General features: G+C 69.0%; 24 protein-coding genes and 3 tRNA genes. 15 read left to right on the forward strand and 12 right to left on the reverse strand.

Annotated elements, in window-relative coordinates; genetic code table 11:
- Window positions 1-12: 12 nt before the first annotated feature.
- Window positions 13-2,076: a DUF2156 domain-containing protein gene (locus AB0O24_RS07260; protein ID WP_363373673.1), complete on the forward strand. Its 2,064-nt coding sequence runs from the start codon at window positions 13-15 to the stop codon at window positions 2,074-2,076.
- An 83-nt stretch (window positions 2,077-2,159) separates the two neighbouring features.
- Here the strand turns inward: AB0O24_RS07260 and AB0O24_RS07265 are convergent, their stop codons facing one another.
- Complete coding sequence (locus AB0O24_RS07265) at window positions 2,160-2,366, reverse strand: cold-shock protein (protein ID WP_058595582.1); 207 nt, start codon at window positions 2,364-2,366, stop codon at window positions 2,160-2,162.
- 308 nt (window positions 2,367-2,674) lie between these two features.
- Between AB0O24_RS07265 and AB0O24_RS07270 the strand changes: the two genes are divergently transcribed.
- The 3 genes from AB0O24_RS07270 to AB0O24_RS07280 are packed head-to-tail and all read left to right on the forward strand — an operon-like array spanning window position 2,675 to window position 4,107.
- Window positions 2,675-3,283, forward strand: coding sequence for a GntR family transcriptional regulator (locus AB0O24_RS07270; protein WP_307383773.1), 609 nt, complete (start codon window positions 2,675-2,677; stop codon window positions 3,281-3,283).
- Between the two features lie 49 nt (window positions 3,284-3,332).
- Window positions 3,333-3,761: a GNAT family N-acetyltransferase gene (locus tag AB0O24_RS07275; protein ID WP_058627341.1), complete on the forward strand. Its 429-nt coding sequence runs from the start codon at window positions 3,333-3,335 to the stop codon at window positions 3,759-3,761.
- 7 nt (window positions 3,762-3,768) lie between these two features.
- Complete coding sequence (locus AB0O24_RS07280; protein ID WP_275799619.1) at window positions 3,769-4,107, forward strand: hypothetical protein; 339 nt, start codon at window positions 3,769-3,771, stop codon at window positions 4,105-4,107.
- Here AB0O24_RS07280 and AB0O24_RS07285 read toward each other — a convergent pair.
- Together AB0O24_RS07285 and AB0O24_RS07290 are read right to left on the reverse strand one after the other, a co-directional pair.
- On the reverse strand, window positions 4,104-4,241 hold the full coding sequence (locus AB0O24_RS07285) for a hypothetical protein (protein ID WP_193751243.1): 138 nt from the start codon (window positions 4,239-4,241) through the stop codon (window positions 4,104-4,106). The two genes, AB0O24_RS07280 and AB0O24_RS07285, sit on opposite strands and share 4 nt — an antisense overlap.
- A gap of 38 nt (window positions 4,242-4,279) precedes the next feature.
- Window positions 4,280-5,278 (reverse strand): endonuclease/exonuclease/phosphatase family protein, encoded by a 999-nt coding sequence (locus tag AB0O24_RS07290; protein WP_275799617.1) that lies wholly within the window; start codon window positions 5,276-5,278, stop codon window positions 4,280-4,282.
- A gap of 92 nt (window positions 5,279-5,370) precedes the next feature.
- Here AB0O24_RS07290 and AB0O24_RS07295 point away from each other — a divergent pair, with 92 nt between their 5' ends.
- A complete protein-coding gene (locus AB0O24_RS07295) occupies window positions 5,371-6,288 on the forward strand; it encodes a DUF368 domain-containing protein (protein ID WP_363373678.1) in 918 nt (305 codons plus the stop codon).
- A 332-nt stretch (window positions 6,289-6,620) separates the two neighbouring features.
- On the opposite strand, the gene AB0O24_RS07300 is transcribed toward AB0O24_RS07295, so the two are convergent.
- Window positions 6,621-6,704, reverse strand: a tRNA-Leu gene (locus tag AB0O24_RS07300).
- A gap of 154 nt (window positions 6,705-6,858) precedes the next feature.
- Here AB0O24_RS07300 and AB0O24_RS07305 point away from each other — a divergent pair.
- The 7 genes from AB0O24_RS07305 to pknB all read left to right on the forward strand — a co-directional run bounded on the left by AB0O24_RS07305 (window position 6,859) and on the right by pknB (window position 15,799).
- On the forward strand, window positions 6,859-7,596 hold the full coding sequence (locus AB0O24_RS07305) for a DUF3662 and FHA domain-containing protein (RefSeq protein WP_275796855.1): 738 nt from the start codon (window positions 6,859-6,861) through the stop codon (window positions 7,594-7,596).
- A complete protein-coding gene (locus AB0O24_RS07310; RefSeq protein WP_307383796.1) occupies window positions 7,593-8,129 on the forward strand; it encodes an FHA domain-containing protein in 537 nt (178 codons plus the stop codon). Before AB0O24_RS07305 ends, AB0O24_RS07310 begins: the two co-directional genes overlap by 4 nt.
- Before the next feature lie 9 nt (window positions 8,130-8,138).
- Complete coding sequence (locus AB0O24_RS07315) at window positions 8,139-9,377, forward strand: PP2C family serine/threonine-protein phosphatase (protein WP_275796850.1); 1,239 nt, start codon at window positions 8,139-8,141, stop codon at window positions 9,375-9,377.
- Window positions 9,374-10,774 carry an FtsW/RodA/SpoVE family cell cycle protein gene (locus tag AB0O24_RS07320; protein WP_275796848.1) on the forward strand — a complete coding sequence of 467 codons (1,401 nt, stop codon included), beginning with the start codon at window positions 9,374-9,376 and terminating at the stop codon, window positions 10,772-10,774. The genes AB0O24_RS07315 and AB0O24_RS07320 overlap by 4 nt, the downstream gene beginning before the upstream one ends.
- A gap of 61 nt (window positions 10,775-10,835) precedes the next feature.
- Window positions 10,836-12,293, forward strand: coding sequence for a penicillin-binding transpeptidase domain-containing protein (locus tag AB0O24_RS07325; protein ID WP_307383803.1), 1,458 nt, complete (start codon window positions 10,836-10,838; stop codon window positions 12,291-12,293).
- Window positions 12,290-14,035 (forward strand): protein kinase, encoded by a 1,746-nt coding sequence (locus AB0O24_RS07330; RefSeq protein WP_363373683.1) that lies wholly within the window; start codon window positions 12,290-12,292, stop codon window positions 14,033-14,035. Before AB0O24_RS07325 ends, AB0O24_RS07330 begins: the two co-directional genes overlap by 4 nt.
- A 33-nt stretch (window positions 14,036-14,068) precedes the next feature.
- Complete coding sequence (pknB, locus tag AB0O24_RS07335) at window positions 14,069-15,799, forward strand: Stk1 family PASTA domain-containing Ser/Thr kinase (protein ID WP_275796842.1); 1,731 nt, start codon at window positions 14,069-14,071, stop codon at window positions 15,797-15,799.
- Here pknB and AB0O24_RS07340 read toward each other — a convergent pair.
- Genes AB0O24_RS07340 through AB0O24_RS07350 form a run of 3 tightly spaced genes read right to left on the reverse strand, consistent with a single transcriptional unit; the run spans window position 15,777 to window position 17,388 of the window.
- Window positions 15,777-16,427, reverse strand: a complete 651-nt coding sequence (locus tag AB0O24_RS07340; protein ID WP_275796840.1) for a gamma-glutamyl-gamma-aminobutyrate hydrolase family protein — start codon at window positions 16,425-16,427, stop codon at window positions 15,777-15,779. The two genes, pknB and AB0O24_RS07340, sit on opposite strands and share 23 nt — an antisense overlap.
- On the reverse strand, window positions 16,424-16,579 hold the full coding sequence (locus AB0O24_RS07345; protein WP_193751324.1) for a hypothetical protein: 156 nt from the start codon (window positions 16,577-16,579) through the stop codon (window positions 16,424-16,426). The genes AB0O24_RS07340 and AB0O24_RS07345 overlap by 4 nt, the downstream gene beginning before the upstream one ends.
- Window positions 16,579-17,388 (reverse strand): class E sortase, encoded by an 810-nt coding sequence (locus tag AB0O24_RS07350; RefSeq protein WP_275796835.1) that lies wholly within the window; start codon window positions 17,386-17,388, stop codon window positions 16,579-16,581. Before AB0O24_RS07350 ends, AB0O24_RS07345 begins: the two co-directional genes overlap by 1 nt.
- A 54-nt stretch (window positions 17,389-17,442) precedes the next feature.
- Here AB0O24_RS07350 and AB0O24_RS07355 point away from each other — a divergent pair, with 54 nt between their 5' ends.
- A complete protein-coding gene (locus AB0O24_RS07355) occupies window positions 17,443-17,682 on the forward strand; it encodes a cell division protein CrgA (protein ID WP_058596186.1) in 240 nt (79 codons plus the stop codon).
- Window positions 17,683-17,744: 62 nt separating this feature from the next.
- Here the strand turns inward: AB0O24_RS07355 and AB0O24_RS07360 are convergent, their stop codons facing one another.
- Both AB0O24_RS07360 and AB0O24_RS07365 read right to left on the reverse strand, forming a co-directional pair.
- Window positions 17,745-18,521 (reverse strand): rhomboid family intramembrane serine protease, encoded by a 777-nt coding sequence (locus tag AB0O24_RS07360; protein ID WP_275796857.1) that lies wholly within the window; start codon window positions 18,519-18,521, stop codon window positions 17,745-17,747.
- A 171-nt stretch (window positions 18,522-18,692) separates the two neighbouring features.
- Window positions 18,693-19,250: a peptidylprolyl isomerase gene (locus tag AB0O24_RS07365; RefSeq protein WP_275796832.1), complete on the reverse strand. Its 558-nt coding sequence runs from the start codon at window positions 19,248-19,250 to the stop codon at window positions 18,693-18,695.
- A gap of 100 nt (window positions 19,251-19,350) precedes the next feature.
- Here AB0O24_RS07365 and AB0O24_RS07370 point away from each other — a divergent pair, with 100 nt between their 5' ends.
- On the forward strand, window positions 19,351-19,923 hold the full coding sequence (locus AB0O24_RS07370; RefSeq protein ID WP_058596189.1) for a hypothetical protein: 573 nt from the start codon (window positions 19,351-19,353) through the stop codon (window positions 19,921-19,923).
- Window positions 19,920-20,393 carry a YbaK/EbsC family protein gene (locus tag AB0O24_RS07375; protein WP_363373689.1) on the forward strand — a complete coding sequence of 158 codons (474 nt, stop codon included), beginning with the start codon at window positions 19,920-19,922 and terminating at the stop codon, window positions 20,391-20,393. The genes AB0O24_RS07370 and AB0O24_RS07375 overlap by 4 nt, the downstream gene beginning before the upstream one ends.
- Here AB0O24_RS07375 and AB0O24_RS07380 read toward each other — a convergent pair.
- The 3 genes from AB0O24_RS07380 to AB0O24_RS07390 form a co-directional block, all read right to left on the reverse strand.
- Window positions 20,374-20,841: an NUDIX hydrolase gene (locus AB0O24_RS07380; RefSeq protein ID WP_307383826.1), complete on the reverse strand. Its 468-nt coding sequence runs from the start codon at window positions 20,839-20,841 to the stop codon at window positions 20,374-20,376. The genes AB0O24_RS07375 and AB0O24_RS07380 overlap by 20 nt on opposite strands.
- 87 nt (window positions 20,842-20,928) lie before the next feature.
- A tRNA-Ala gene (locus AB0O24_RS07385) sits at window positions 20,929-21,001 on the reverse strand.
- A 12-nt stretch (window positions 21,002-21,013) separates the two neighbouring features.
- A tRNA-Ile gene (locus AB0O24_RS07390) sits at window positions 21,014-21,087 on the reverse strand.
- Window positions 21,088-21,093 lie beyond the last annotated feature (6 nt).

A 21,093-nucleotide genomic window follows, 5' to 3' on the forward strand; every position in this document is an offset into this window, starting at 1 on the left:
ATCGTGAGCGACATGGGGGAGAACACCACGGCACGCCGCACGCTCCAGCTCATGCGTCGGGTTCCCGCGACGCTCGTGCTCGCCGGGATTCTGCTCGTCGTCGGCGTCGTGGGAGCGGGGCTGTGGCATCCGTTCTCCACCTCCGACCTGTTCCCGTCCGTGGCGTACGGTCTCCCAGCCCTTCAAGAAGGCAGGTGGTGGACTCCGGTCACCGGCACGTTCTTCCTCGACGCGCCGTGGGTGTACGCCCCGATCCTCCTGGGCCTCGTGGGCATGGGGTACGTCGAGTACCGCCGCGGCTCGCGGGTCGCCGCGGGGTACTTCGCCGCGGGCCAGCTCGTCTCGGTCCTGGCATCCGCGCTCTTCCTCTGGGCGGCGGCACTCCTCCCCTGGCCGTGGGCTCAGCAGCAGGCGGCCGTGCTCGATGTGGGCCCCTCGGGCGGCGTCGTCGCGACCATCGCCGCCGCGGTCTCGCTCCTGCCCTCCCCCTGGCGCCTGCGCGCATGGACCGTGCTGGTGGCCGGGCTCTCCGTGACGCTGATCTACTGGGGCACGCTCCCCGATCTCGAGCATGCCTTCGCGGTGGTCTTCGTGCTGATCGTCGACCGTTCGCTGCGCCCGCAGCGGGTGTCGGTGCGCGAGCAACGGCTCATCGCCTTCGTGGTCGTCTGCGCCCTCGGTGCGATCGAGATCCTGACGTTCTTCAGCCCCACCACCGGCCCCTTCGGGACGTCCGAGCCCGTCTCGGGATCGTGGGTCGACGTCGCGGGGAACACGCTGCTGGTGCTCGTCGTCGCGACCGGCATCCGGCGCGGCCGTCCGTGGGCGTGGATCGTGCTCATCGCCTATGCGGCCCTCAACGCAGCGCTGGTTGTTCTGCTGGCCGCGCTGGTGCTCTTCACCGGGGCCACCGGCGTCGAGGCCGTCTTCGGCGTCGACCTCACGTTCACCCTCGCCTCGTCGCTGCTGTGGACCATCGTGCTCATCTACCTCGTGCTCGTGCGCGCCGCGTTCCGCGCGCGGCCGAAGGCGGCGCTGGGCGAGACGCCCGCCCCCACGGTCGCCGACGTCAAAGACGAGCTGCACAGATCCGGCGGGGGCACCCTGTCATGGATGGCGACGTGGGAGGGCATGTCATACGCGCGGTTCGGCCGCGGCATCGTGGCGTTCCAGCGCCGAACCGGCGTCGCTCTCGCGCTCGGCGACGCCCTCGGCCCCGCGGGCGATCGTCCGCGGGCCGTGCGCGCGTTCATCGACCGAGCCGAGAGCGCCGGCCTCGCCCCCTGCTTCTTCAGCGCCGGAGAAGAGTCGCGCGCGGCAGTGCCCGAAGACTGGCGCAGCATCGTCGTGGCCGATGACACGATCGTCGACCTTCCGGGCCTGAAGTTCGCCGGCAAGGCCTGGGGAGCCGTCCGCACTTCGCTGAACCGAGGCGAGCGCGAGGGCATGACCTTCCGGCTTTCCCGCCTCGCCGACGAGACCTGGGGCATCCGACAGCAACTGCGGGCGATCTCCGACAGCTGGGTCGGCGAGAAGGGCCTCCCCGAGATGGGATTCACCCTCGGCACGCTCCACGAGGCGAGCGATCCCGAGGTGCGGGTGGCGCTCGCGATCTCGCCCGCCGGTGACGTCGACGGCTTCCTGTCGTGGCTGCCGGTGTACGGCGAGGGCCGCGTGCGCGGATGGACGCTCGATCTCATGCGCCGACGCGACGGAGGCTTCGGCCCCGTCATGGAGTACCTGATCGGTTCGTCGGCGCTGCAGTTCTCCAGCGAGGGCGCGGATGTGATGTCGCTGTCGGGCGCGCCCCTCGCGCACGAGTATCCCGCCGATGCCGGCCCCATCGCCGACCTGCAGCAGCGCATGGCCACGATGCTCGAGCCCGTCTACGGCTTCGCGTCCCTGCACCGGTTCAAGCAGAAGTTCCAACCGCGCTACGAGACCATGTACCTGCTCTACCGCGACGAGGCCGACCTCACGCGAATCGGCACCGCCCTCACGCGGGCGTTCCTGCCGCACGCGACGATCAGGCAGTTCGCCGCGGCCGGCCTCGACCTCATGCGCCACGAACGCTAATCGGTCGGACAGGCTGATCGGCCGGACACGGGGATGCCGCCGCGCCCGACCGAATCGACCCCGGGGTCGCCGGGGTCGAGGGATCAGAGGGGGCGGATGTCTTCCGCCTGCAGGCCCTTGGGGCCCTGCGCGATCTCGAACTCGACGCGCTGGTTCTCTTCGAGAGAGCGGTAACCGCCCGACTGGATCGCGCTGTAGTGCGCGAAGACGTCCTGCCCGCCGTCATCGGGCGCGATGAAGCCGAAGCCCTTCTCCGCGTTGAACCATTTGACCGTGCCCTGCGTGCTCATCGACATGCCGTTTTCCGCTTGAGCCGGCACCGAGCGCGCCGGACTTGCCCCAAAAGTAGCGTCCGCGTCGAAACGGTGCACGAACCCGTGACACAAACGTTGCATGCCGAAACGGGGCCGAAGCCCATACGACGCCCGGGCTGAGCAGAGCTCGAAGCCCGGGCGTCGACGGATCCCCCCGGATATGTCACGCGAGGCGTGACGGTGATGACATTACAGCCGCAGAAGGCCTCCGCGCGACATGAAAGCTGTGAATACGTAACGCAAAGTCCGAGACTGTGATATTTGCGCGACGTAGACTCCGCGTGATGAGCGCTCCACGGTCTCGGTTGGCCCTCGTCGATGAGGCCTACGCGGCCCTCGGCGAGGCCATCGTCGACGGCCGCCTCCGCCCCGGAGACCGTCTCCGTGACGTGGAGCTGGCCGCGTACATGGGCATCTCACGAACGCCCGTCCGCGAAGCGCTGCAGAAGCTCCAACGCATCGGTCTCGTCGAGGTCGCCGCGAACCGTTATACGCGCGTCGCCGCGCTCACCGACCGCGCCCGCACCGACATGCGCGAGTACGCCGCGCACAACATCGCGTCGGCGATGCGCGTCGCGCTGCCGCGCTGCACCCCCGAGGAGATCGAGACCGCCCTCACCCTCATCGACGCGATGCGCGACGCCGACTCCTCGAAGACGTACGTGGCCGCTGTCCTGGACCTGTATGCCCTCATGGTCGCGGCTTCGCACAACATCCCCTTCCAGAGGACGCTGGAGCAGACCGACCTCGTCCTGCGGCGAAACCTCGAGGGGTGGGAGAGCATCACGGGCGACACCAGAGCCACGCTGTTCGCGCATCTGCGCACGCAGCTTGCCGCGCGCGACGCGAACGGCGCGACGTGGACCTTCCTCGCTCTGCACGGCTTCGCCTGAGCGCGCAAGCGTCGAGCGCCCCGCACGGTGCCCCCGGTAGCGTGGCGCCATGGCCCACATCGACCTGCGCGAGCTGACCGACGACGATCGGGATGCCGCCTTCGCCGCCGTCCGCGACAGTGCCTCCTCGTGGCCGCGCGCCACGATCGAGAACCGCGAGGCCTTCGACGCCTGGGTCGCCGAGGATCGCGTGGCCGCCCGCGCGGTGGTCGCCGACGGCGCCATCGTCGGCCTCGCCGCCACGCTCGATGTCGACGACGACCGCGAGATCCTCCTCGCTGTGACTCCCGATGCCGTCGAGGGTGTGGCCACCGAAGCCCTCCGCCTGCTCACGGTCCTCGAACCCGAACGCCCCCTCTACGCCTGCCTCGCCGCCGACGACGACCCCTCGCACGCCGTGCTCGCCGGGCTGGGCTTCGTGGAGGACTCGCGCGACGGGGACGACATCGTCTACGTCCTTCCCCCGACTCTGGAGTGACCTCGACATGAACGACGTGACGTGGGGCGGGATCGTTCCGAGTGTGGTGCTGATCATCGCCGGCGGGGCGCTGTGGTGGTGGTCGATCGCTCTGACCGTCCGCGCCTACCGCGGCGAGCGCGTCCCGGTGTGGCGGAACCCGCCGAAGGCCCCGGGCAGGGCCATCGCTGCGCGCGCGTTCGGAGCGGCCACCTTGACCCTCGGCGTCGGGCTCGCACCCTGGGGGCGGCTCGACGGGCCGTCCTGGCTCGTGCCGTTCCTGGCGGGTTCGGTGGCCGTGGTGTTCCTGCTCGTCCCGTACTTCGTCGCCCTGGCGGTTCACAACCGCCGCGTCGAGTCGGCTTAGTTCGGTTCTTCGCTCTCTTCGAGCGTCTCGTCGGCGTCGACCGACGTGTCGTCCGTGGCGCTGTCCTCCTCTGCTGCGGCGGCCTGCTGGGCGGCGAGGGCGTAGGCCTCTTCTTCTCTGCGCTTCTCCGACATGCGCCCAACCTAGGCGCGCGCGAGCGGCCGCGTAAAGGTCAGCGCCGCGAGAGGGTCGCGACGATCGGTCGGTGGTCACTGCCCGCGTCGTCGAAGTCGGTTCTGACCTCGAAGCCGCGCACCTCCCACGCCGACCCGACGAGCACGTGGTCGATGGGTGCCGCAAGTCCCGTGGGCAGGCGCACCGGCCACGTGCCCACCGCGGCCGCTCCCGCCTCCGCGGCGGCATCCCGGCACTCCCCCACCGTGCCGCCGTTCCGCCCGAGACCCGCGAGGTGATCGAGCGTCGAGTTGAGGTCGCCCGCGAGGATGACGTCGGGGCTCGCGCACTGGGCCGCCACCCAGTCCATCCCCTCGGTCCAATCGGTCATGATGAGCGGCAACGGGGGCAACGGGTGCGCGGCGACGAGCGTCGGCCCGTCTCCCTGAGCGGGTCGGAAGACACCGCTGGGAACCCCGGGCGTCGACCCGGCCGCGAGATCCAGGACGTACGGTCCCATCGAATCCGCGACGAGAAGCGTCGTGGGGACGGGATCGTCCCCGGGAGCGGCCTGCAACGTCGAAGGAGTCATGCGGATGCCCTCGCGGGACAGGATGCCGACGACCTCCGCTGCCGCGTCCGCGTCGGTCTCGGGAAGGCTCACGACGTCCGCCCCGGTCTCGCGGACGAGTCGGGCGATGCTCTCGGGCGACGCCCCGCCCCCGTACGTGTTCCAGGCCACGGCGACGAGCTCGCCGTCAGCAGCCGCCCCGCCCCCACCGCGCGCGACGAGCACGCCCGCGTTGCCGAGAGACGCCGCGGCGAGCACGATCGCCAGCCCCGCCGCCACGCCCCACCGCCGCCGGAGCACCGCGACCAGCCCCGCGACGACGGCGAGCGCGGCGAATCCGAGAGCCAGGATGCCGCGGAACGGGATCAGCAGCGCCACCCCCTGAAGCCGCTGCGCACCGACGAGCTGCGGCCACACCACCAGGACGGCGAGAGCGCCGCCGAACACGAGCGTCACGATCAGGCCGGTGCGTCGGGTCTTCGGCATCCGCCCAGTAAACCGCGAAACCTCGTGCGGGCCGGCGCGCGTGGGACGGGAGCGGTTTGGCGACCGGGTGACCCTCACCTAGCGTGGAACGAATGGCCGACACCCTTGCCGACCGACGCTCACCTCTCCGCCCCGCTCTCGATGTGGTCCGCGGCGCCCTGATCGGGGCGGTGGAAGTCATCCCGGGGGTCAGCGGCGGAACCGTCGCGCTGATCGTGGGGGTGTACGCGACGCTGATCGATGCGGCGAGCCATATCGTGCGCGGCACGGTCGCGGTGACCGACGTCGTGCGCGGACGTGGATTGGCGCGCAGCGCCCGCCATTTCCGGGCCGTCCGTTGGCGTGTGGTGGCCCCCGTGCTCGTCGGCATGGTGCTCGCGGTCGTGCTGGGTGCGCGCATCCTCGCTCCGCTGGTGCAGGAGTACCCGACCGAGACGCGCGCGGTCTTCGGCGGCATGATCGCGGCATCCCTGCTCATTCCCGTCCGCCTGCTGGGCCGCGAGTGGACGTGGCGGCTTGGCCTGCTGACGCTCCTCGCCGCCGTAGCTGCATTCGTCCTCACCGGCCTGCCCTCCGGTGCCGTCGAGAACCCGCCGCTCATCGTCGTCGCGCTGGCGGCTTCGGTCGCCGTCTGCGCCCTCGTGCTGCCGGGGCTCTCGGGAGCGTTCCTGCTCCTCGTCTTCGGCCTCTACGAGACGACGCTGGTCGCCCTGAACGAGCGCGACATGCCCTACATCCTGGCCTTCGCCGTCGGCGCGGTCGTCGGGCTCAGCCTCTTCGTCAACGTTCTGCGCCTTCTCCTGGCGCGGTTCCACGCGGGCATGCTCGCCCTCATGACGGGGCTGATGCTGGGCTCCCTCCGCGCGCTCTGGCCCTGGCAGGACGACGCCGGGCAGGCCCTCGCACCCTCGGACGAGATCGCTCTCCCGGTGCTCCTCGCAGCGGCCGGTGCCGCGGTGGTACTCCTGGTGGTGTGGATGCAGGCGCGGCTGACCGCGAAACCTTCCTGACCCGAGCGGCGCCCCCGGCAGATTCGGACGAGCGCAACGGAATCGGATGCCAGAGGGCGTGGCATCCGATTCTGTTCGCCGTGTCCGATTCGGGTGCTGCCCCGGCCGCGGCCGCCCCTGACCAGACAACGAAGAAGGGCCCCGGGAAAACCCGGGACCCTTCTTCGTTGTGTGCGCGAGGGGGGACTTTCCCCACCGCCTCTCCACACGCCGCTTCGCGGCGCGCGGAGCCTCGGGCGGCGTGGACCCAACCCAGAATGGGTCCCAAGCCCTCCCGCTCCCGCAGAGATGAGAAAGGCCCCCGGGATGAACCCGGGGGCCTTTCTCATCTGTGCGCGAGGGGGGACTTGAACCCCCACGCCCGTGAAGGCACTGGCACCTGAAGCCAGCGCGTCTACCTATTCCGCCACTCGCGCGTGCGCGACATCGAGGATGCCACGCGACCAACTTCCCGAGAATATCACGGCCGCGTCAACACAGCGAAACGCGGGCTCTGCAGGCGTCATCCATGACCTGCTCAGCCGCCCTGACTACGATGTGCCTACTGGTCTGCCTGCCCGAAGGAGTCTCGTGGGACTACTCGACAGTTTCGAGAAGGGTCTCGAACGCGCCGTCAACGGTGCGTTCGCGAAGACCTTCCGCAGTGGCATCCAGCCGGTGGAGATCGCCTCCGCGCTGCGGAGTGAACTCGACAAGAAGGCTGTCGTGGTCACCCGCGACCGCATCCTCGCGCCCAACGCGTTCGCGGTGCGCCTCTCGCCCGCCGACGACGAGAAGATGAGCGCCCTGGGGTCGACCCTCGTCACCGAGCTCACCACGCTCGTGAAGAAGCACGCCAGCACACAGGGGTACTCGTTCGCCGGCCCCCTGGCCATCTCGATCGAACGCGACGAGTCGCTGTCGACGGGGACCCTCCGCGTCGACTCGCAGACCAGCGAGGGCCAGGTCTCGTGGCGCGGTGTCGTCGACATCAACGGCACGCGGCACGAGCTCACCCGCGCGCGCACGGTCATCGGGCGCGGCAGCGACGCCGACATCACGATCCCCGACGCCGGCACCAGCCGCAAGCACGTCGAGATCCTCTGGGACGGCGAGCGCGCGATGGTCCGCGACCTCGGATCCACCAACGGCACGACCCTCAACGGCCGTAAAGTGTCAGAAGCCGCACTTCCGCCCGATTCGACCATCTCCATCGGTCGCACCACGATCGTGTTCCGTGTGGTGGCGCAGGCGCAGCCGGCGCGACGCGCGGCGGTTTCCGACGCCACGCGCCTGTTCGACGTTCGGGAGCGGGGGCCCCTGTCATGAGTCCGTTGACTCTTCTGCTGCTGCAGGGAGGCTTCCTCGTCCTCCTGTGGTTCTTCGTCTTCGGCGTGGTGTACTCGCTGCGCGCCGACCTCTTCGGCGTCAAGGTGCGAAAGCTGCCCGAGCCGGCGGCATCCGCCCCCGCCGCTCCCGCCCCGGTCGCGTCTCCCGACGCGGTGACCACCCAGGTCAAGCGGCAGCCCGCCCCGGCGCCCGCGCCCGCCGGCGGGCTCGCCACCACCGAAACCGTCTCGCGCATCGTCATCACGAGCGGCCCGAAGGTCGGTCTCGAGCTCCCGCTCGGCACCGAACCGCTCACGATCGGCCGCTCGAGCGAGTCCGGTCTCGTGGTCCGCGACGACTACACCTCCAGCCACCACGCGCGGCTCGTGCTGTGGGGCAACCAGTGGATGCTGCAAGACCTCGACTCGACCAACGGCACCACGCACGACGGGGTGCGCGTGGCATCCCCGGTGCAGGTGAAGGTCGGCGCCCCGATCAAGGTGGGCGCGACGACCTTCGAGTTGAGGAAGTAACCCTCCTCCATGGTCTTCCAGGGCTCGAGCGCCGCCATCTCCCACACGGGCAAGGTGCGCTCCAACAACCAGGATTCGGGCTATTCCGGCTCGAATCTCTTCGTGGTCGCCGACGGCATGGGCGGCCACGCGGGCGGTGACGTCGCGTCGAGCCTCGCGATCCACCGCATGACCGAGCTGGACCAGCCCTTCCCGACCCCCGCCGACGCCGAGCACGCCCTCCGCGACGCCCTGTCCGACACGGCAGCCGAGCTCATCGACACGGTCGCGCGCCGACCCGAGCTCGCGGGCATGGGAACCACCGTCAGCGCGCTGATCATGGTCGACGACTACGCCGTCATCGGCCACATCGGCGACTCGCGCATCTATCTCTACCGCGACGGCGAACTCACCCAGATCACGACCGACCACACGTTCGTGCAGCGCCTGGTCGACTCGGGTCGCATCACCCCCGAAGAGGCGCGGTACCACCCGCGCCGCTCGGTCCTCATGCGCGTGCTCGGCGACATGGACCCCGATCCCGAGATCGACACGTTCATCATGCCGACGCAGGATGGCGATCGCTGGCTGCTGTGCTCCGACGGACTCTCGGGCGTCGTCGACGACACGCACACGGACCGCACCCTCGCCCTCGGGATGCCGCCCGCCCGCACCGCGGACGCGCTCCTCAAGCAGGCGCTCGACGGAGGGGCGCCCGACAACGTCACCGTCGTCATCGTCGACGTCGGCGGCCAGCACCCCGTCTTCACCGGCACGCCGACGATCGTCGGTTCGGCGCTGAACCCGGTTGGAGCCGTCGCTCCCGCGGGCCGACCGGCGCGATCGAACTGGCTGCACCCCGTCCGCCAGGCCGCGAACGAGCCGACGCACTTCGAACCCGCGCCCGAGTTCCTCGAGGAGCTCATCGAGGAAGACCGGCGCCGCGCCCGTCGGCGCCGCCTCGGCTGGCTCGCCGCACTCCTGATCGTGCTGGCCGGCATCGGCCTCGCTCTCTTCGCCGGCTACAACTGGACCCAGACGCGGTACTACGTGGGCGCCGACGACGATTCCGTCGTCATCTACCGCGGAGTGCAGCAGTCCATCGGCCCGATCTCGCTGTCGTCGGTGTACGAAGACACCAACATCGTCCTCGCCGACCTCTCGGACTTCGACCGCCAGACGGTCGAGGCCACGATCTCGGCGCGCTCCCTGTCCGACGCCGAACAGATCGTGGAGCGTCTGCGTCCCACCCCGGAGGCCGGCGGATGACCGATCAGAAGCTGACCCGCGACAACGCCGTGTCGACCGACACGGCCGTGATGCGCGCCCTGAAGAAGATCCGCGTCCCCGCCACGCAGCGCAATCGCGAGCTGGGCCTGCTGATCTTCGCGATCGCCGTCTACGGCGCCGCTCTCGTCCTCGTGCAGTTGGGCGCCACCGGCGCGATCGAGTCGGGCTTCCTCACGCTGGCGAGCATTCCCGCCGTCCTCGCGCTGATCCTCCACGTCGTGCTGCGCCTGCGCGCCCGCGACGCCGACCCCTTCGTCCTGCCGATCGCCACGGTGCTGACCGGGATCGGCATCGCGATGATCTACCGCATCGACCTCGCGGTCCGCCTCGAGGGCTGGGATGCCACGTCGAACCGTCAGATCGCCTGGGCGGCCATCGCTCTGGTCGCCGCCCTCGCTGTGGTGATCTTCGTGCGCAACTACCGCGTGCTCTTCCGCTACACCTACCTCTCGGGTCTCATCGGCATCCTGCTCCTGCTCCTGCCGTTCGTCCCGGGCCTGGGTACCGAGCAGAACGCCGACGTGTGGGTCTCGCTCGGGTTCGTGTCGTTCCAGCCGGGTGAGCTGGCCAAGATCTGCCTCGCGATCTTCTTCGCCGGCTACCTCGTGCGCACCCGTGAGAGCCTGACCTCCACGGGCACCCGGTTCCTCTTCATGACCTGGCCCCGCGCGCGCGAGCTCGGCCCACTCCTGATCATCTGGCTCGTCTCGCTCGGCATCATCGTGCTCCAGCGCGACCTCGGTACGGGTCTGCTCATCTTCGGCATGTTCGTCGCGATGCTCTATGTCGCGACCGGCAAGACGAGCTGGGTGCTGATCGGTGTCGTCCTCGCTGCGACCGGAGCGTTCTTGGCATCCCGGGTCCTCCCCTACGTCAACGGGCGCTTCGCCAACTGGCTCGACGCGTTCAACCCCGAGGTCATCAACCGCGACGGCGGCAGCTATCAGCTCGTGCAGGGGATCTTCGGCCTCTCGCACGGCGGACTCTTCGGCACCGGTCTCGGCCAGGGCCGCCCGTACATCACGCCGCTCTCGCAGAGCGACTACATCGTCCCGAGCCTCGGTGAAGAGCTGGGTCTCGTCGGCTTGTTCGCGATCCTCGCGCTCTACATGGTGTTCGCGAGCCGCGGCATCCGCATCGGTCTCGCGGGTCAAGACGACTTCGGAAAGCTCCTGGCCACAGGTTTCTCGTTCACGATCGCGCTGCAGGTGTTCATCATGGTCGGAGGCGTCACGCGGGTGATCCCCCTGACCGGTCTGACCACCCCGTTCCTGGCCGCCGGCGGCTCCTCGCTCGTGGCCAACTGGATCATCGTGGCCTTCCTGCTGCGGATCTCGGATGCCGTGCGCAGCCGCCCCCGGGTGGTGATCGGTTGATGACGCCCACGATCGCGCCCCCCACCGCGCCCCTCGGCGCTCCCCGACCGGAGGAGGCACCGTGACCAAAGAACTCCGACGCCTCAGCATCGTCATGCTGGCGATGTTCCTCGCCCTGTTCGCCTCGACGAGCATTATCCAGGTCGCCCAGGCGGGCAATCTCACCGATGCCCCCGGCAACACTCGCGCCCTCTACGACTCGTACGAGATCCAGCGCGGCTCGATCATCGCGAGCGGAAGCCCGATCGCGCAGTCGGTGCCGGCGGACGACGTCTACAGCTGGCAGCGCCAGTACACCGACGCGCAGATGTGGGCTCCCGTGACCGGGTACGTCAACCCGGTGCTCGACTCGCGAACCCAGATCGAGGATGCCGAGAACTCGGTGCTCAGCGGCTCGGGAGAGAACGAGTTCTTCTCGCGCATCAATCGCGCCATCACGGGTCAGGCGCCCCGAGGCGCGAACGTGGAGCTGTCGCTCGACGCCAACGTTCAGCGCGCCGCGTGGGACGCCCTCGGCGGTCTGCAGGGTGCTGTCGTCGCGATGGAGCCCTCGACCGGCCGCATCCTGGCCATGGTGTCGACGCCGAGTTTCGACACGAACGCCCTCGCGTCCCACGACACGGATGCCGTCGACTCGACCTACGATCAGCTGGTCGCCGACCCGTCGCAGCCGATGGACAACCGCGCCATCGCGGGCAACCTCAACCCTCCGGGGTCGACGTTCAAGCTGGTCGTGGCGTCGGCGGCCTTGGCATCCGGAAAGTACACCCCCGACTCGAGCTTCCCGAACGTGGCCGAGTACACGTTGCCGCAGTCGAGCAGCGTCGTGCGCAACGCCGGCGGCGGCACGTGCGGCGGCGGCGACACCGTCACGATCGCCACCGCGTTGCGGTTGAGCTGCAACATCCCGATGGCCGAGCTGGCCGTCGAGCTCGGCGACGACGCGATCAAGGCCGAAGCCGAGAAGTACGGCTTCAACAAGCAGTTCTCGATGCCCCTGACCTCGACGGCGTCCAGCTACCCCTCGGGTCTCGACGCCGCGCAGACGGCGCTCAGCGGATTCGGTCAGGGACAGGTGACCGCGACCCCGCTGCAGATGGCGATGGTGTCGGCCGGAATCGCGAACGGCGGGGTGGTGATGAACCCGCGGATGGTGGACCGCGTGATCGAGTCCGACCTGTCGGTGACCGACGAGCGCGCTGACAGCGAGTTCGGCCGCGCGCTCGACGCGAATCTCGCGGCACAGATGGTTTCGATGATGACGGCGAACGTCCAGGACGGCGCGGCGTCGAATGCAAGAATAGACGGGGTCCAGGTCGCCGGTAAGACCGGCACCGCGGAGAACGGATCGACACGTCCGTTCACTCTCTGGTTCACGGGTTTTGCTCCGGCCGACGACCCCAAGGTCGCCGTCGCAGTGGTGGTCGAGAACGGCGGGGGCCAGGGGCAGAGCGGGAGCGGCAACGACATTGCCGCCCCGATAGCGAAGAAGGTCATGGAGGCGGTGCTGGGTAAATGAGACCGACGCAGGGAGTGACCTTCGGAGGACGGTACGAGCTCGATACGCGTATTGCGATCGGCGGTATGGGTGAGGTGTGGGAGGCGACCGATCATGTGATCGGACGCACCGTCGCCATCAAGATCCTCAAAGACGAATACATGGGCGACCCCGGGTTCCTCGAGCGTTTCCGCGCCGAGGCCCGCCACGCCGCCCTCGTGAACCACGAGGGCATCGCCAGCGTGTTCGACTACGGCGAGGAAGACGGCAGCGCCTTCCTCGTCATGGAACTCGTCCCCGGCGAAGCCCTGTCGACGATCCTCGAGCGCGAGGGCTCGCTGTCGACCGACAAGACGCTCGACATCGTCGCGCAGACCGCCGCCGCGCTGCAGGCTGCGCACGCGGCCGGTCTCGTCCACCGCGACATCAAGCCGGGCAACCTGCTGATCACGCCCGACGGCCGCGTCAAGATCACCGACTTCGGCATCGCCCGCATCGCCGACCAGGTCCCGCTGACCGCGACCGGTCAGGTCATGGGCACCGTGCAGTACCTGTCGCCCGAGCAGGCGTCCGGACACCCGGCGTCTCCGGCGACCGACATCTACTCGCTCGGCATCGTCGCGTACGAGTGCCTCGCGGGCAAGCGCCCCTTCACCGGCGAGTCGCAGGTCGCGATCGCGATGGCCCAGATCAACGAGCAGCCCGCGCCGCTCCCGCCCACCGTGGCGGTTCCGGTGCAGAACCTCGTGATGGCGATGATCGCGAAGAAGCCCGACGACCGGCCCGCCTCGGCCGCCGCCGTCTCGCGCGCCGCCACGGCCCTGCGCCGGGGAGACCTGACCGCCGCCGCGGCCGCAGTCCCCGCCATCGCCGCGGGTGCCGCCATCGCCGACGACGTCACGCAGCTCCTGTCTCCCGGACAGACGGGCGCGGCGACGCGCCTCATGCCGACGCCGGCGGCCACGTCGCTCCTCACCGAGGAGCACACCGAAGAGACCGTGCCGCAGAAGAAGAAGCGAAGCCGGCTCACGTGGCCGCTCATCGCGCTGATCGTGCTGCTCGTCCTGGTCCTCGGAGGAACGCTCGCCGCTCTGCTGACCAACCAGAACGAGCCCGACGCGGCCCCCTCGAGCACGGCTCCGACCGCAGCCACGCCGGTACCGAGCGCGTCGACGCCCACGCCGGCTCCGTCGCCCTCGCAGACGCTCGTCGACGTCGACTCGCTCGAGCTGGTCGGCCGCACATGTGACGAGGCCCGCGCAATCCTCCGCGAGAACAACCTCGCCGCCACGTGCGCCACCGGAAATGCGGCGACCAGCGCCGACGCGGTCGGCAAGGTCTACATCGTCGACCCCACCGGTCGTAACCCCGCGGGCACCAACATCACGGTGACGGTCTACGGCGAAGAGACGCCCCTCAGCCAGCCGGGAACACCCACTCTGCCGTCGTCGGTCGCGGCCGGCGCCACGGTGCAGGTTTCGTGGCAGCAGTACACCTGCCCCTCGGGCACGGGCAACGTGACGTCGTACAATTTCACCGCCGAGCAGGGCACCTTCGCCACCAACGGCTCGTCGACGGCGTCGTTCTCCCCCGACGAGCGCAACGCCGAACTGGTGGTGAGCAACTCGCCCGGGTCGACTCTCCGCGTCACCTACACGGTCAGCTGCTCGGGCACCGATCGGACCGCGGGTCCCTCGGGCGAGGCCTCGGCCACCATCTCCGGCGGTCCGTCGCCGACGACCTCCGCGTCGCCCAAGAACTGACCCCTCGAACACGCACCACCCTGGAGTTCCTTCGTGACCACTGAGACGCGCGTCCTGTCCGGACGCTACCGCGTTGACGACCTCATCGGTCGTGGCGGCATGGCGAGCGTCTACCGCGGCTACGACCAGACGCTCGGGCGGACCGTCGCGATCAAGGTCCTCAAGGCCGATCTCGCCGGCGACGCGGCCTTCCGTACGCGCTTCCGCCTCGAGGCGCAGGCCGCGTCGCGCATGGCGCACCCCACGATCGTGCGGGTGTTCGACGCGGGCGAAGACGTGGAGACGGGCCCGGACGGCCAGCAACGTCCCGTTCCGTACATCGTCATGGAACTCGTCCACGGGCGTCTGCTCAAGGACATCATCTCGGCGGGCCCCGTTCCCACCGACGACGCACTGCGGTACGTCGACGGCATCCTCGAGGCGCTCGAGTACTCGCACCGCGCCGGTGTCGTGCACCGCGACATCAAGCCCGGCAACGTGATGATCACCGAATCCGGCGGTGTGAAGGTCATGGACTTCGGCATCGCGCGCGCGGTGTCGGACTCCTCGTCGACCGTGGCCGAGACGACGGCGATCGTCGGCACGGCCGCCTACTTCTCTCCGGAACAGGCGAAGGGCGAGTCGGTCGACGCGCGTGCCGACCTGTACTCGACGGGTGTCGTCCTCTACGAACTGCTGACCGGCCGACCGCCGTTCCGTGGTGAGACACCCGTGGCCGTCGCGTACCAGCACGTCAGCGAAGCCCCGGTGCCGCCGAGCGAGGTCAACGAATCCGTTTCGACGGCTCTGGATGCCATCGTGCTCCGCGCCCTCGCGAAAGATCCGTTCCAACGCCCGCAGGATGCCGCCGGCTTCCGGGAAGCGCTGGATGCCACCGTGGACGGCAAGGGTCCGACCAAGCGTCAGATGTCGGCGCTGTCGAACGAGCTCTACGGACCCAACCCGCGTCAGGCGGCCGAGACCGCACGGTCGCTGCGCCAGCTCAGCACCGACACGACGATGCGCCGTACGCAGCCGGGCCCTCCCGTCGCCTGGATCTGGGCGGGTGTCACCGTTCTCGCCGTGCTCCTGGTCGCCGTGCTGTTCTGGGTGATGCAGATCCAGCCCTCGAACAACGTCCCGTCCGCCGGCCGAGCCGTGCCCAACGTCGTCGACATGTCGTACGACCGGGCCGTCGAGGCGCTGGAGGGGGAAGACCTCGTCGCCAAGCGCGTCGACGAACCCAGCGACAAGATCGCCGCCGGAAACGTCACGCGGACGACGCCTGCCGCCGACACGTCCGTCGCGGAGGGTCAGGAGGTCGTGCTCTACGTCTCGAGCGGCCCCGATCTCGCCACCATGCCCACCCTCTCGGGGATGAGCGAAGAGGCCGCGCGCACCGCGCTGCAGCAGGCGGGGCTTTCCGTCGGTTCGGTCCGGCGACAGAACGACCCGGCTCTCGCCGCGAACACCGTGATCTCCGCGAATGTCGCGAGCGGCGGTGCCGTGACGAACGTTGAGGCGGGTTCGCAGCTCGCCAAGAACACCACCGTGAACCTCATCGTCGCCAGCGGCCAGGTCGTGATCGTCGACTACACGGGGTACACCGTGGATGCCGCTAAGCGCCAGCTCGAGTCCGATGCGACGCAGCTGACGGTCAAGGTCGAAGAGGATCCCAGCTGCGCGGCCTCGGTCCCGAGCCCCACGGTCAAGACGCAGTCGTTGGCTCCCGGTGAGGTCCCGGTCCACAGCGAGATCACGCTCACGTCCTGCTCGGGCTCCTGACGCGGCGGGGGTGGAGGGTCGCCCCGCGCTCGGCGGCGCCGCGGCATCCGGCATCCTCCATCCATCTGCCGAGAAGCCGGTGACCCCCCTCGGTCAGCACACTCTCCGGATGGAATTGGACGCCGACGATCGGCGCGAACCGGTGGCGGAGGCCCATGATCACGCCGCTGTCGGTACGCGCCGTGACCTCGAGCTCAGCGGGGAGTGTTCCGTCCGACACGGCGAGGGAGTGGTAGCGCGTCGCCGCGAACCCGTCGGGCAGGTCGGCGAACACGCCTCGTCCGTCGTGGCGGATGTGGCTCGTGATGCCGTGTAGGAGCTCGGGGGCGTGGTCGACGCGGGCTCCGAACGCGACCGCGATCGCCTGATGTCCGAGGCAGACGCCGAGGAGCGGACGCATCGCGTCATGTGCGGCTCGGACGACCTCGATCGACCCTCCCGCCTGATCGGGATGACCGGGCCCGGGTGAGATGACGACGGCCTCGGCGCGTGTCGAGACCGCGTGGAGCAGCGTCGGGTCGTTCGCGGGAAGCGTCTCGACGCTCGCACCGAGATCGCTCAGGTACCCGGCGAGGGTGTGGACGAAGCTGTCGCGGTTGTCGACGACGACCACGCGCCACCGAATCACTCGACCGTGACCTCCTGCGGGTAGACCATGTCGCTCACCCAGGGGAAGACGTAGTAAAAGAGTCCGTAGAGCACCGCGGCAGCGAGGACGAGAAGGATGAGCACCCGCACCCACCAGGGTCCGGGCAGCACACGCCAGAGGGCTCCGTACATCAGGCGGCTCCAGAGGTCAGCGAAGCAGGGGCGCCGTTGGCGCGGGGCGTGAACGATTCGAAGACGCCGTAGCCGATGGCACGCTCCGAGAATCCGTACCGCGGGCTGCACGTGGTCATCGTGATCAACCGATCCGTTGCCTCCACCTGAGCGGCCTGCGGGACGGGGAGCAGCACGCCGACGCCGTCGGGCTGCACGTACTCGAGGTTGCGGTAGCGGTAGGTGTACCAGCCGTCGGGGGTCTCGACGACGATGGCGTCGCCGATGTGGAGAGAGGGGAGGTCGGCGAACGGCGCGCCATGGCTGCCGCGGTGTCCCGCGATGGCGAAGTTGCCGACCTGACCGGGCATCGCGTTGTCGGGGTAGTGCCCCACGCCGATCGGGTCGAGTGTCACCGACGAACTCACTCCGCCCGCCAGCTTGAACTGGTAGTCCGACCCCAGGCGCGGGATGCGCAGGACGCCGAAGACCTCGCCGTCGCCGGGCTGTGGCAGAGCGGGCGGCTCGGCGGTGGCCGGCTCCGTCGGGGAGGGCGCTCCAGACGACGAGGCGGTCGGTGACGGAGCGGGGGCGGGTGTCTCGGTCGCCCACTTGTCGGTCAGTGAACTGGCTTCGTTCTTGTACTGGGCACCGATGATCGCGTCGCCGATCCAGAGCTGCCAGGCGACGAACAGAAGCACGAGCACGCCCGCGGTCAGCAGCAGGTCACCGAAGACACCGATGACCGATACCCGGCGCCGCGGAGCGGGACGCCGGCGAGAGCCACGGCGAGCGTCGCGACGCGTCTGCGGAGAGGATGCGGTGTCCACCAGGCGATTCTAGTTCCGTGGGTCGCACAGCACCTGAGCATTAGACTGGGCCGCATGGCTCGAACTGGAAACGGCGACGACCCGATCGCCGAGCGCAACGAAGGCGCGTCGGCACCGAACCCTGTGTGGTTCCTGCCCATCATGATCGGTCTCATGCTGGTGGGCCTGGTCTGGGTCCTGGTGTTCTACCTCAGCAACTCGCAGTTCCCCATTCCCGGCATCGGCCCGTGGAACCTCGTCATCGGCTTCGGAATCGCCTTCGTCGGCTTCCTGATGACCACGCGCTGGCGATGAATTTCACCCGACTTACACGCGTGTAATTCATCCCCACCTGTGGATGAGCCTGTGGATAACTCTCAGTAGTACACGACGACGGGGATCACGAGCAGCGCGAGAAGCACCGCGCCCACCCCGACCAGCAGCCCGATCTGCAACGCTCTCTGACGCGCGAGACGCGTCCGGGCGTAGACGAAGCCCACGGCCGCCCCGGTGATGAGGCCACCCAGGTGCGCCTGCCACGAGATCCCGACGCCGTTGAGCGCGGAGATGAAGTCGCCCGTACCGATCGAGGTGATGAGCGCGACGACGAACGGCCATGCGAAGTTGATGCCGATCAGCACGGCGATGACGCGGATGTCGGCGCCGATATGGCGCCCGATGACGAGCAGGGCGCCGAAGAGGGCGAAGATCGCGCCCGAGGCGCCGACGACCGGGGTCAGCGGCGCGAGGAGTGCCACCGCCACGGATCCGCCGAGTGTGCCGAGGACGTAGAGGACGACGAACCGCCATCGCCCCAGGAGCGGTTCGAGGTTTCGACCGATGAACCACAGCGCGAGCATGTTCAGCGCGATGTGGAAGAAGCCGGAGTGCACGAGCGAGACGGTGAACAGCCGCCACGGCTCGAACGCCCCGAACTGCGGAACGAGGTACGGGCCGTAGAACATGAGCGCGTTGCTCAGGATCGACCCGAGACCGGGGATGATCCCGATGATGTAGACCAGGCCTGTGATCGCGATGATCGTCAGCGTCGCGAGGGGTCGTCCCGAGGCGACCACGACGGCCGGGCGACGCGATGCCCAGCGTCGTTCCGCCTTCTTTTGGGCAGGGGTCTCCGCGGCGCGCTGCTGAGCCATGCACTCGGGGCAGATCACGCCGACGGCGGCGGGTGTGCGACATTCCGAACAGACCGTACGCAGGCATCGCTGGCAGAGCACGAAGCTCTGTCGATCCGGATGCCGGTAACAGAAGTTGTCGCTGTTACGACGGAACTCGTCGGTCGTGGACACCCGCCGCCGCCTCGAAGATCAGACGGCCACGACGTCGACCGAGTGCAGGACGACGTCGGCCTTCGGACGGTCCTGGGCACCGGTGGGCACCGCAGCGATGGCGTCGACGACGGCCTTCGACGCGTCGTCGGCCACCTCACCGAAGATGGTGTGCTTGCCCTGCAGCCACGGCGTCGGGTCGGTGGTGATGAAGAACTGCGAGCCGTTGGTGCCCTCGGCCTGGCCCGTGATGGCGTTGCGGCGCAGGCCGGCGTTGGCCATGGCGAGCTTGTAGGGCTGCGTGAAATCGAGCTCGGGGTGGATCTCGTCGTTGAAGTTGTAGCCGGGACCGCCGATGCCCTGACCGAGCGGGTCGCCGCCCTGGATCATGAAGTTCGGGATGATGCGGTGGAAGATGACGTCCTTGTAGAGCGGACCCTCACCCTTGGCGCCGGTGGCGGGGTTGGTCCATTCCTGCGTTCCATCGGAGAGGCCGATGAAGTTGCGGACGGTACGGGGAGCGTGGTCGCCGAACAGGTTGACCACGATGTCGCCGTGGTTGGTGTGCAAGGTCGCGACGGCGGTGTGAGTAGCCATGGGTACATTCTCTCAGAGTTATCTGCAAGGGTCCGTGGTGGGCACCGCCCGGTCTGGCAAGATGAAGCAACGTACATCCCATCGACAGGGAGGATGAGCCGTGGGCCTCAGCCGCAAGAGCAAGAAGGAACTGCGCAAGCTCCAGAAGCACGCCGCGAAGGTGTGGGAGTCGCAGCAGGTGCTGCTGGGCGAGAGCGGAAAGGTGGCTCGCGAAGCCGGCCACCAGCTCGGTCGCTTCAGCCGCGAAGACCTCGTCCCCGCCGTCCAAGACGGCTACAACAAGTACGCCGCGCCCTACGTCGACAAGAGCGTGAAGTACAGCAACCGCTTCCTCAGCAACAAGCTCATTCCGGCGGCCGGTGCGGTCGTCGGCGGGGCGATGTCGGTGTGGGATGCCGCGGGCGACACGCGTGACCGTCTCGCGAAGGGCCAGGGCTTCGAGCTCGATGCCCACAAGTACGCCAAGCGTGCCGAGAAGTACGGCAAGAAGGCGTCGAAGAACCTCGCCAAGAAGCTTCCGCACCAGAATGACGGCATCGGCGCGGGCGGCGTCATCGCCATCATCCTCGGCGTGGTCGCGGCGGCCGGTGTGGCCTACGCCGCGTGGCAGACTCTGCGCGCCGACGACGAGCTGTGGGTGGCCGACGACCCGCTGCGTGCACCGGACGCGTGAGCGACCCCACCATCAGAGTCAGAGAGGCCGCGCGTGAGCGCGGCCTCTCCGTCGATATCCGGGAGCGTCCGGCGGCGTCGAGCCTAGACGAGGCGGCCGAGCTCCTCGGCATCCCGTCCGCTGCGATCGTGAAGACGCTCGTGGTGAAGCGGTCCGACGACACCTACCTCTTCGCGCTCGTGCCGGGTGACCGGGCGATCTCGTGGCCCAAGCTCCGCGCCGTCGTCGGAGTCAACAAGCTCCGACTGCCCGAACCCGAGCTCGCCCTGGCGGCGACCGGATACGAACGCGGGACGATCGTGCCGATCGGCAGCACGACCGACTGGCCGGTCTACGCCGACGAGAGCATCGTCGGGCAGCGCATCGCCATGGGGGCCGGGGCGCACGGCTACAGCCTCTTCGTCGAGGCCGACGACCTGATCGACGCGTACGACGCGACGGTCGCCGATATCACCGCGCCTCGTGCGTGAGCGTTGACTCCTCCGTTCCGCGCGGCGAGATCTTCGCCATGCGGAGCGCGATGTCCACGAGCTGAACACGGCGAAGCTTGCGAACCGCCGGCAACGAGAACCACTCTGCACGGTCCGTAGATCCCCCGACCTCGTGGCGGAGACGCCCTCCGACCACGTGGGCGCGGTAGACGATGCGCAGCGTGTGAAGCGGACCGTCGGCATCGTCCGACAGACGCCCGGACGCCGGTATCACTCGGGAATGGATGCCGAGCAGCTCATCGACCACCACACGGTAGCCCGTCTCCTCCCGCACCTCGCGCCGGACCGCGCGCTCGGGGTCCTCCCCCGCCTCGAGACCGCCCCCGGGGAGCGTCCACGCCGCCCGACGGCCCTCGACCCAGTGCGCCAGCAGCAAACGGTCGCTCGAGCCGGTGACGATGGCATAGGCGGCGACTCGCATGTCCATTGCGACACCATAGCGGCGCGACGGCGGCAGCGTGCGCCTCGGACCGTGAAGAGTCCCGCATCGGCCGGAGCCGGGGTGACGAAGATGTGGAGCCTGGGAGATTCGAACTCCCGACATCCTGCTTGCAAAGCAGGCGCTCTACCAACTGAGCTAAGGCCCCGTGGGGATGGGGTGGGGCTACCAGGACTTGAACCTGGGACCTCTTCATTATCAGTGAAGCGCTCTAACCGCCTGAGCTATAGCCCCGTTGTG

The sequence above is a fragment of the Microbacterium sp. NPDC086615 genome (assembly GCF_040686055.1).
Classification (GTDB): Bacteria; Actinomycetota; Actinomycetes; order Actinomycetales; family Microbacteriaceae; genus Microbacterium.

Bases quoted from the DNA above. Each gene is read 5' to 3' on its own strand.
- AB0O24_RS07365 (WP_275796832.1), bottom strand. From the start codon at position 19,250: ATGGCTACTCACACCGCCGTCGCGACCTTGCACACCAACCACGGCGAC.
- AB0O24_RS07320 (WP_275796848.1), top strand. From the start codon at position 9,374: ATGACCGATCAGAAGCTGACCCGCGACAACGCCGTGTCGACCGACACG.
- AB0O24_RS07295 (WP_363373678.1), top strand. From the start codon at position 5,371: ATGGCCGACACCCTTGCCGACCGACGCTCACCTCTCCGCCCCGCTCTC.
- AB0O24_RS07265 (WP_058595582.1), bottom strand. From the start codon at position 2,366: ATGAGCACGCAGGGCACGGTCAAATGGTTCAACGCGGAGAAGGGCTTC.
- AB0O24_RS07270 (WP_307383773.1), top strand. From the start codon at position 2,675: ATGAGCGCTCCACGGTCTCGGTTGGCCCTCGTCGATGAGGCCTACGCG.
- AB0O24_RS07290 (WP_275799617.1), bottom strand. From the start codon at position 5,278: ATGCCGAAGACCCGACGCACCGGCCTGATCGTGACGCTCGTGTTCGGC.
- AB0O24_RS07345 (WP_193751324.1), bottom strand. From the start codon at position 16,579: ATGTACGGAGCCCTCTGGCGTGTGCTGCCCGGACCCTGGTGGGTGCGG.
- AB0O24_RS07280 (WP_275799619.1), top strand. From the start codon at position 3,769: ATGAACGACGTGACGTGGGGCGGGATCGTTCCGAGTGTGGTGCTGATC.
- AB0O24_RS07380 (WP_307383826.1), bottom strand. From the start codon at position 20,841: ATGGACATGCGAGTCGCCGCCTATGCCATCGTCACCGGCTCGAGCGAC.
- AB0O24_RS07315 (WP_275796850.1), top strand. From the start codon at position 8,139: ATGGTCTTCCAGGGCTCGAGCGCCGCCATCTCCCACACGGGCAAGGTG.
- AB0O24_RS07275 (WP_058627341.1), top strand. From the start codon at position 3,333: ATGGCCCACATCGACCTGCGCGAGCTGACCGACGACGATCGGGATGCC.
- AB0O24_RS07360 (WP_275796857.1), bottom strand. From the start codon at position 18,521: ATGGCTCAGCAGCGCGCCGCGGAGACCCCTGCCCAAAAGAAGGCGGAA.
- AB0O24_RS07330 (WP_363373683.1), top strand. From the start codon at position 12,290: ATGAGACCGACGCAGGGAGTGACCTTCGGAGGACGGTACGAGCTCGAT.
- AB0O24_RS07285 (WP_193751243.1), bottom strand. From the start codon at position 4,241: ATGTCGGAGAAGCGCAGAGAAGAAGAGGCCTACGCCCTCGCCGCCCAG.
- AB0O24_RS07355 (WP_058596186.1), top strand. From the start codon at position 17,443: ATGGCTCGAACTGGAAACGGCGACGACCCGATCGCCGAGCGCAACGAA.
- AB0O24_RS07260 (WP_363373673.1), top strand. From the start codon at position 13: ATGGGGGAGAACACCACGGCACGCCGCACGCTCCAGCTCATGCGTCGG.
- AB0O24_RS07310 (WP_307383796.1), top strand. From the start codon at position 7,593: ATGAGTCCGTTGACTCTTCTGCTGCTGCAGGGAGGCTTCCTCGTCCTC.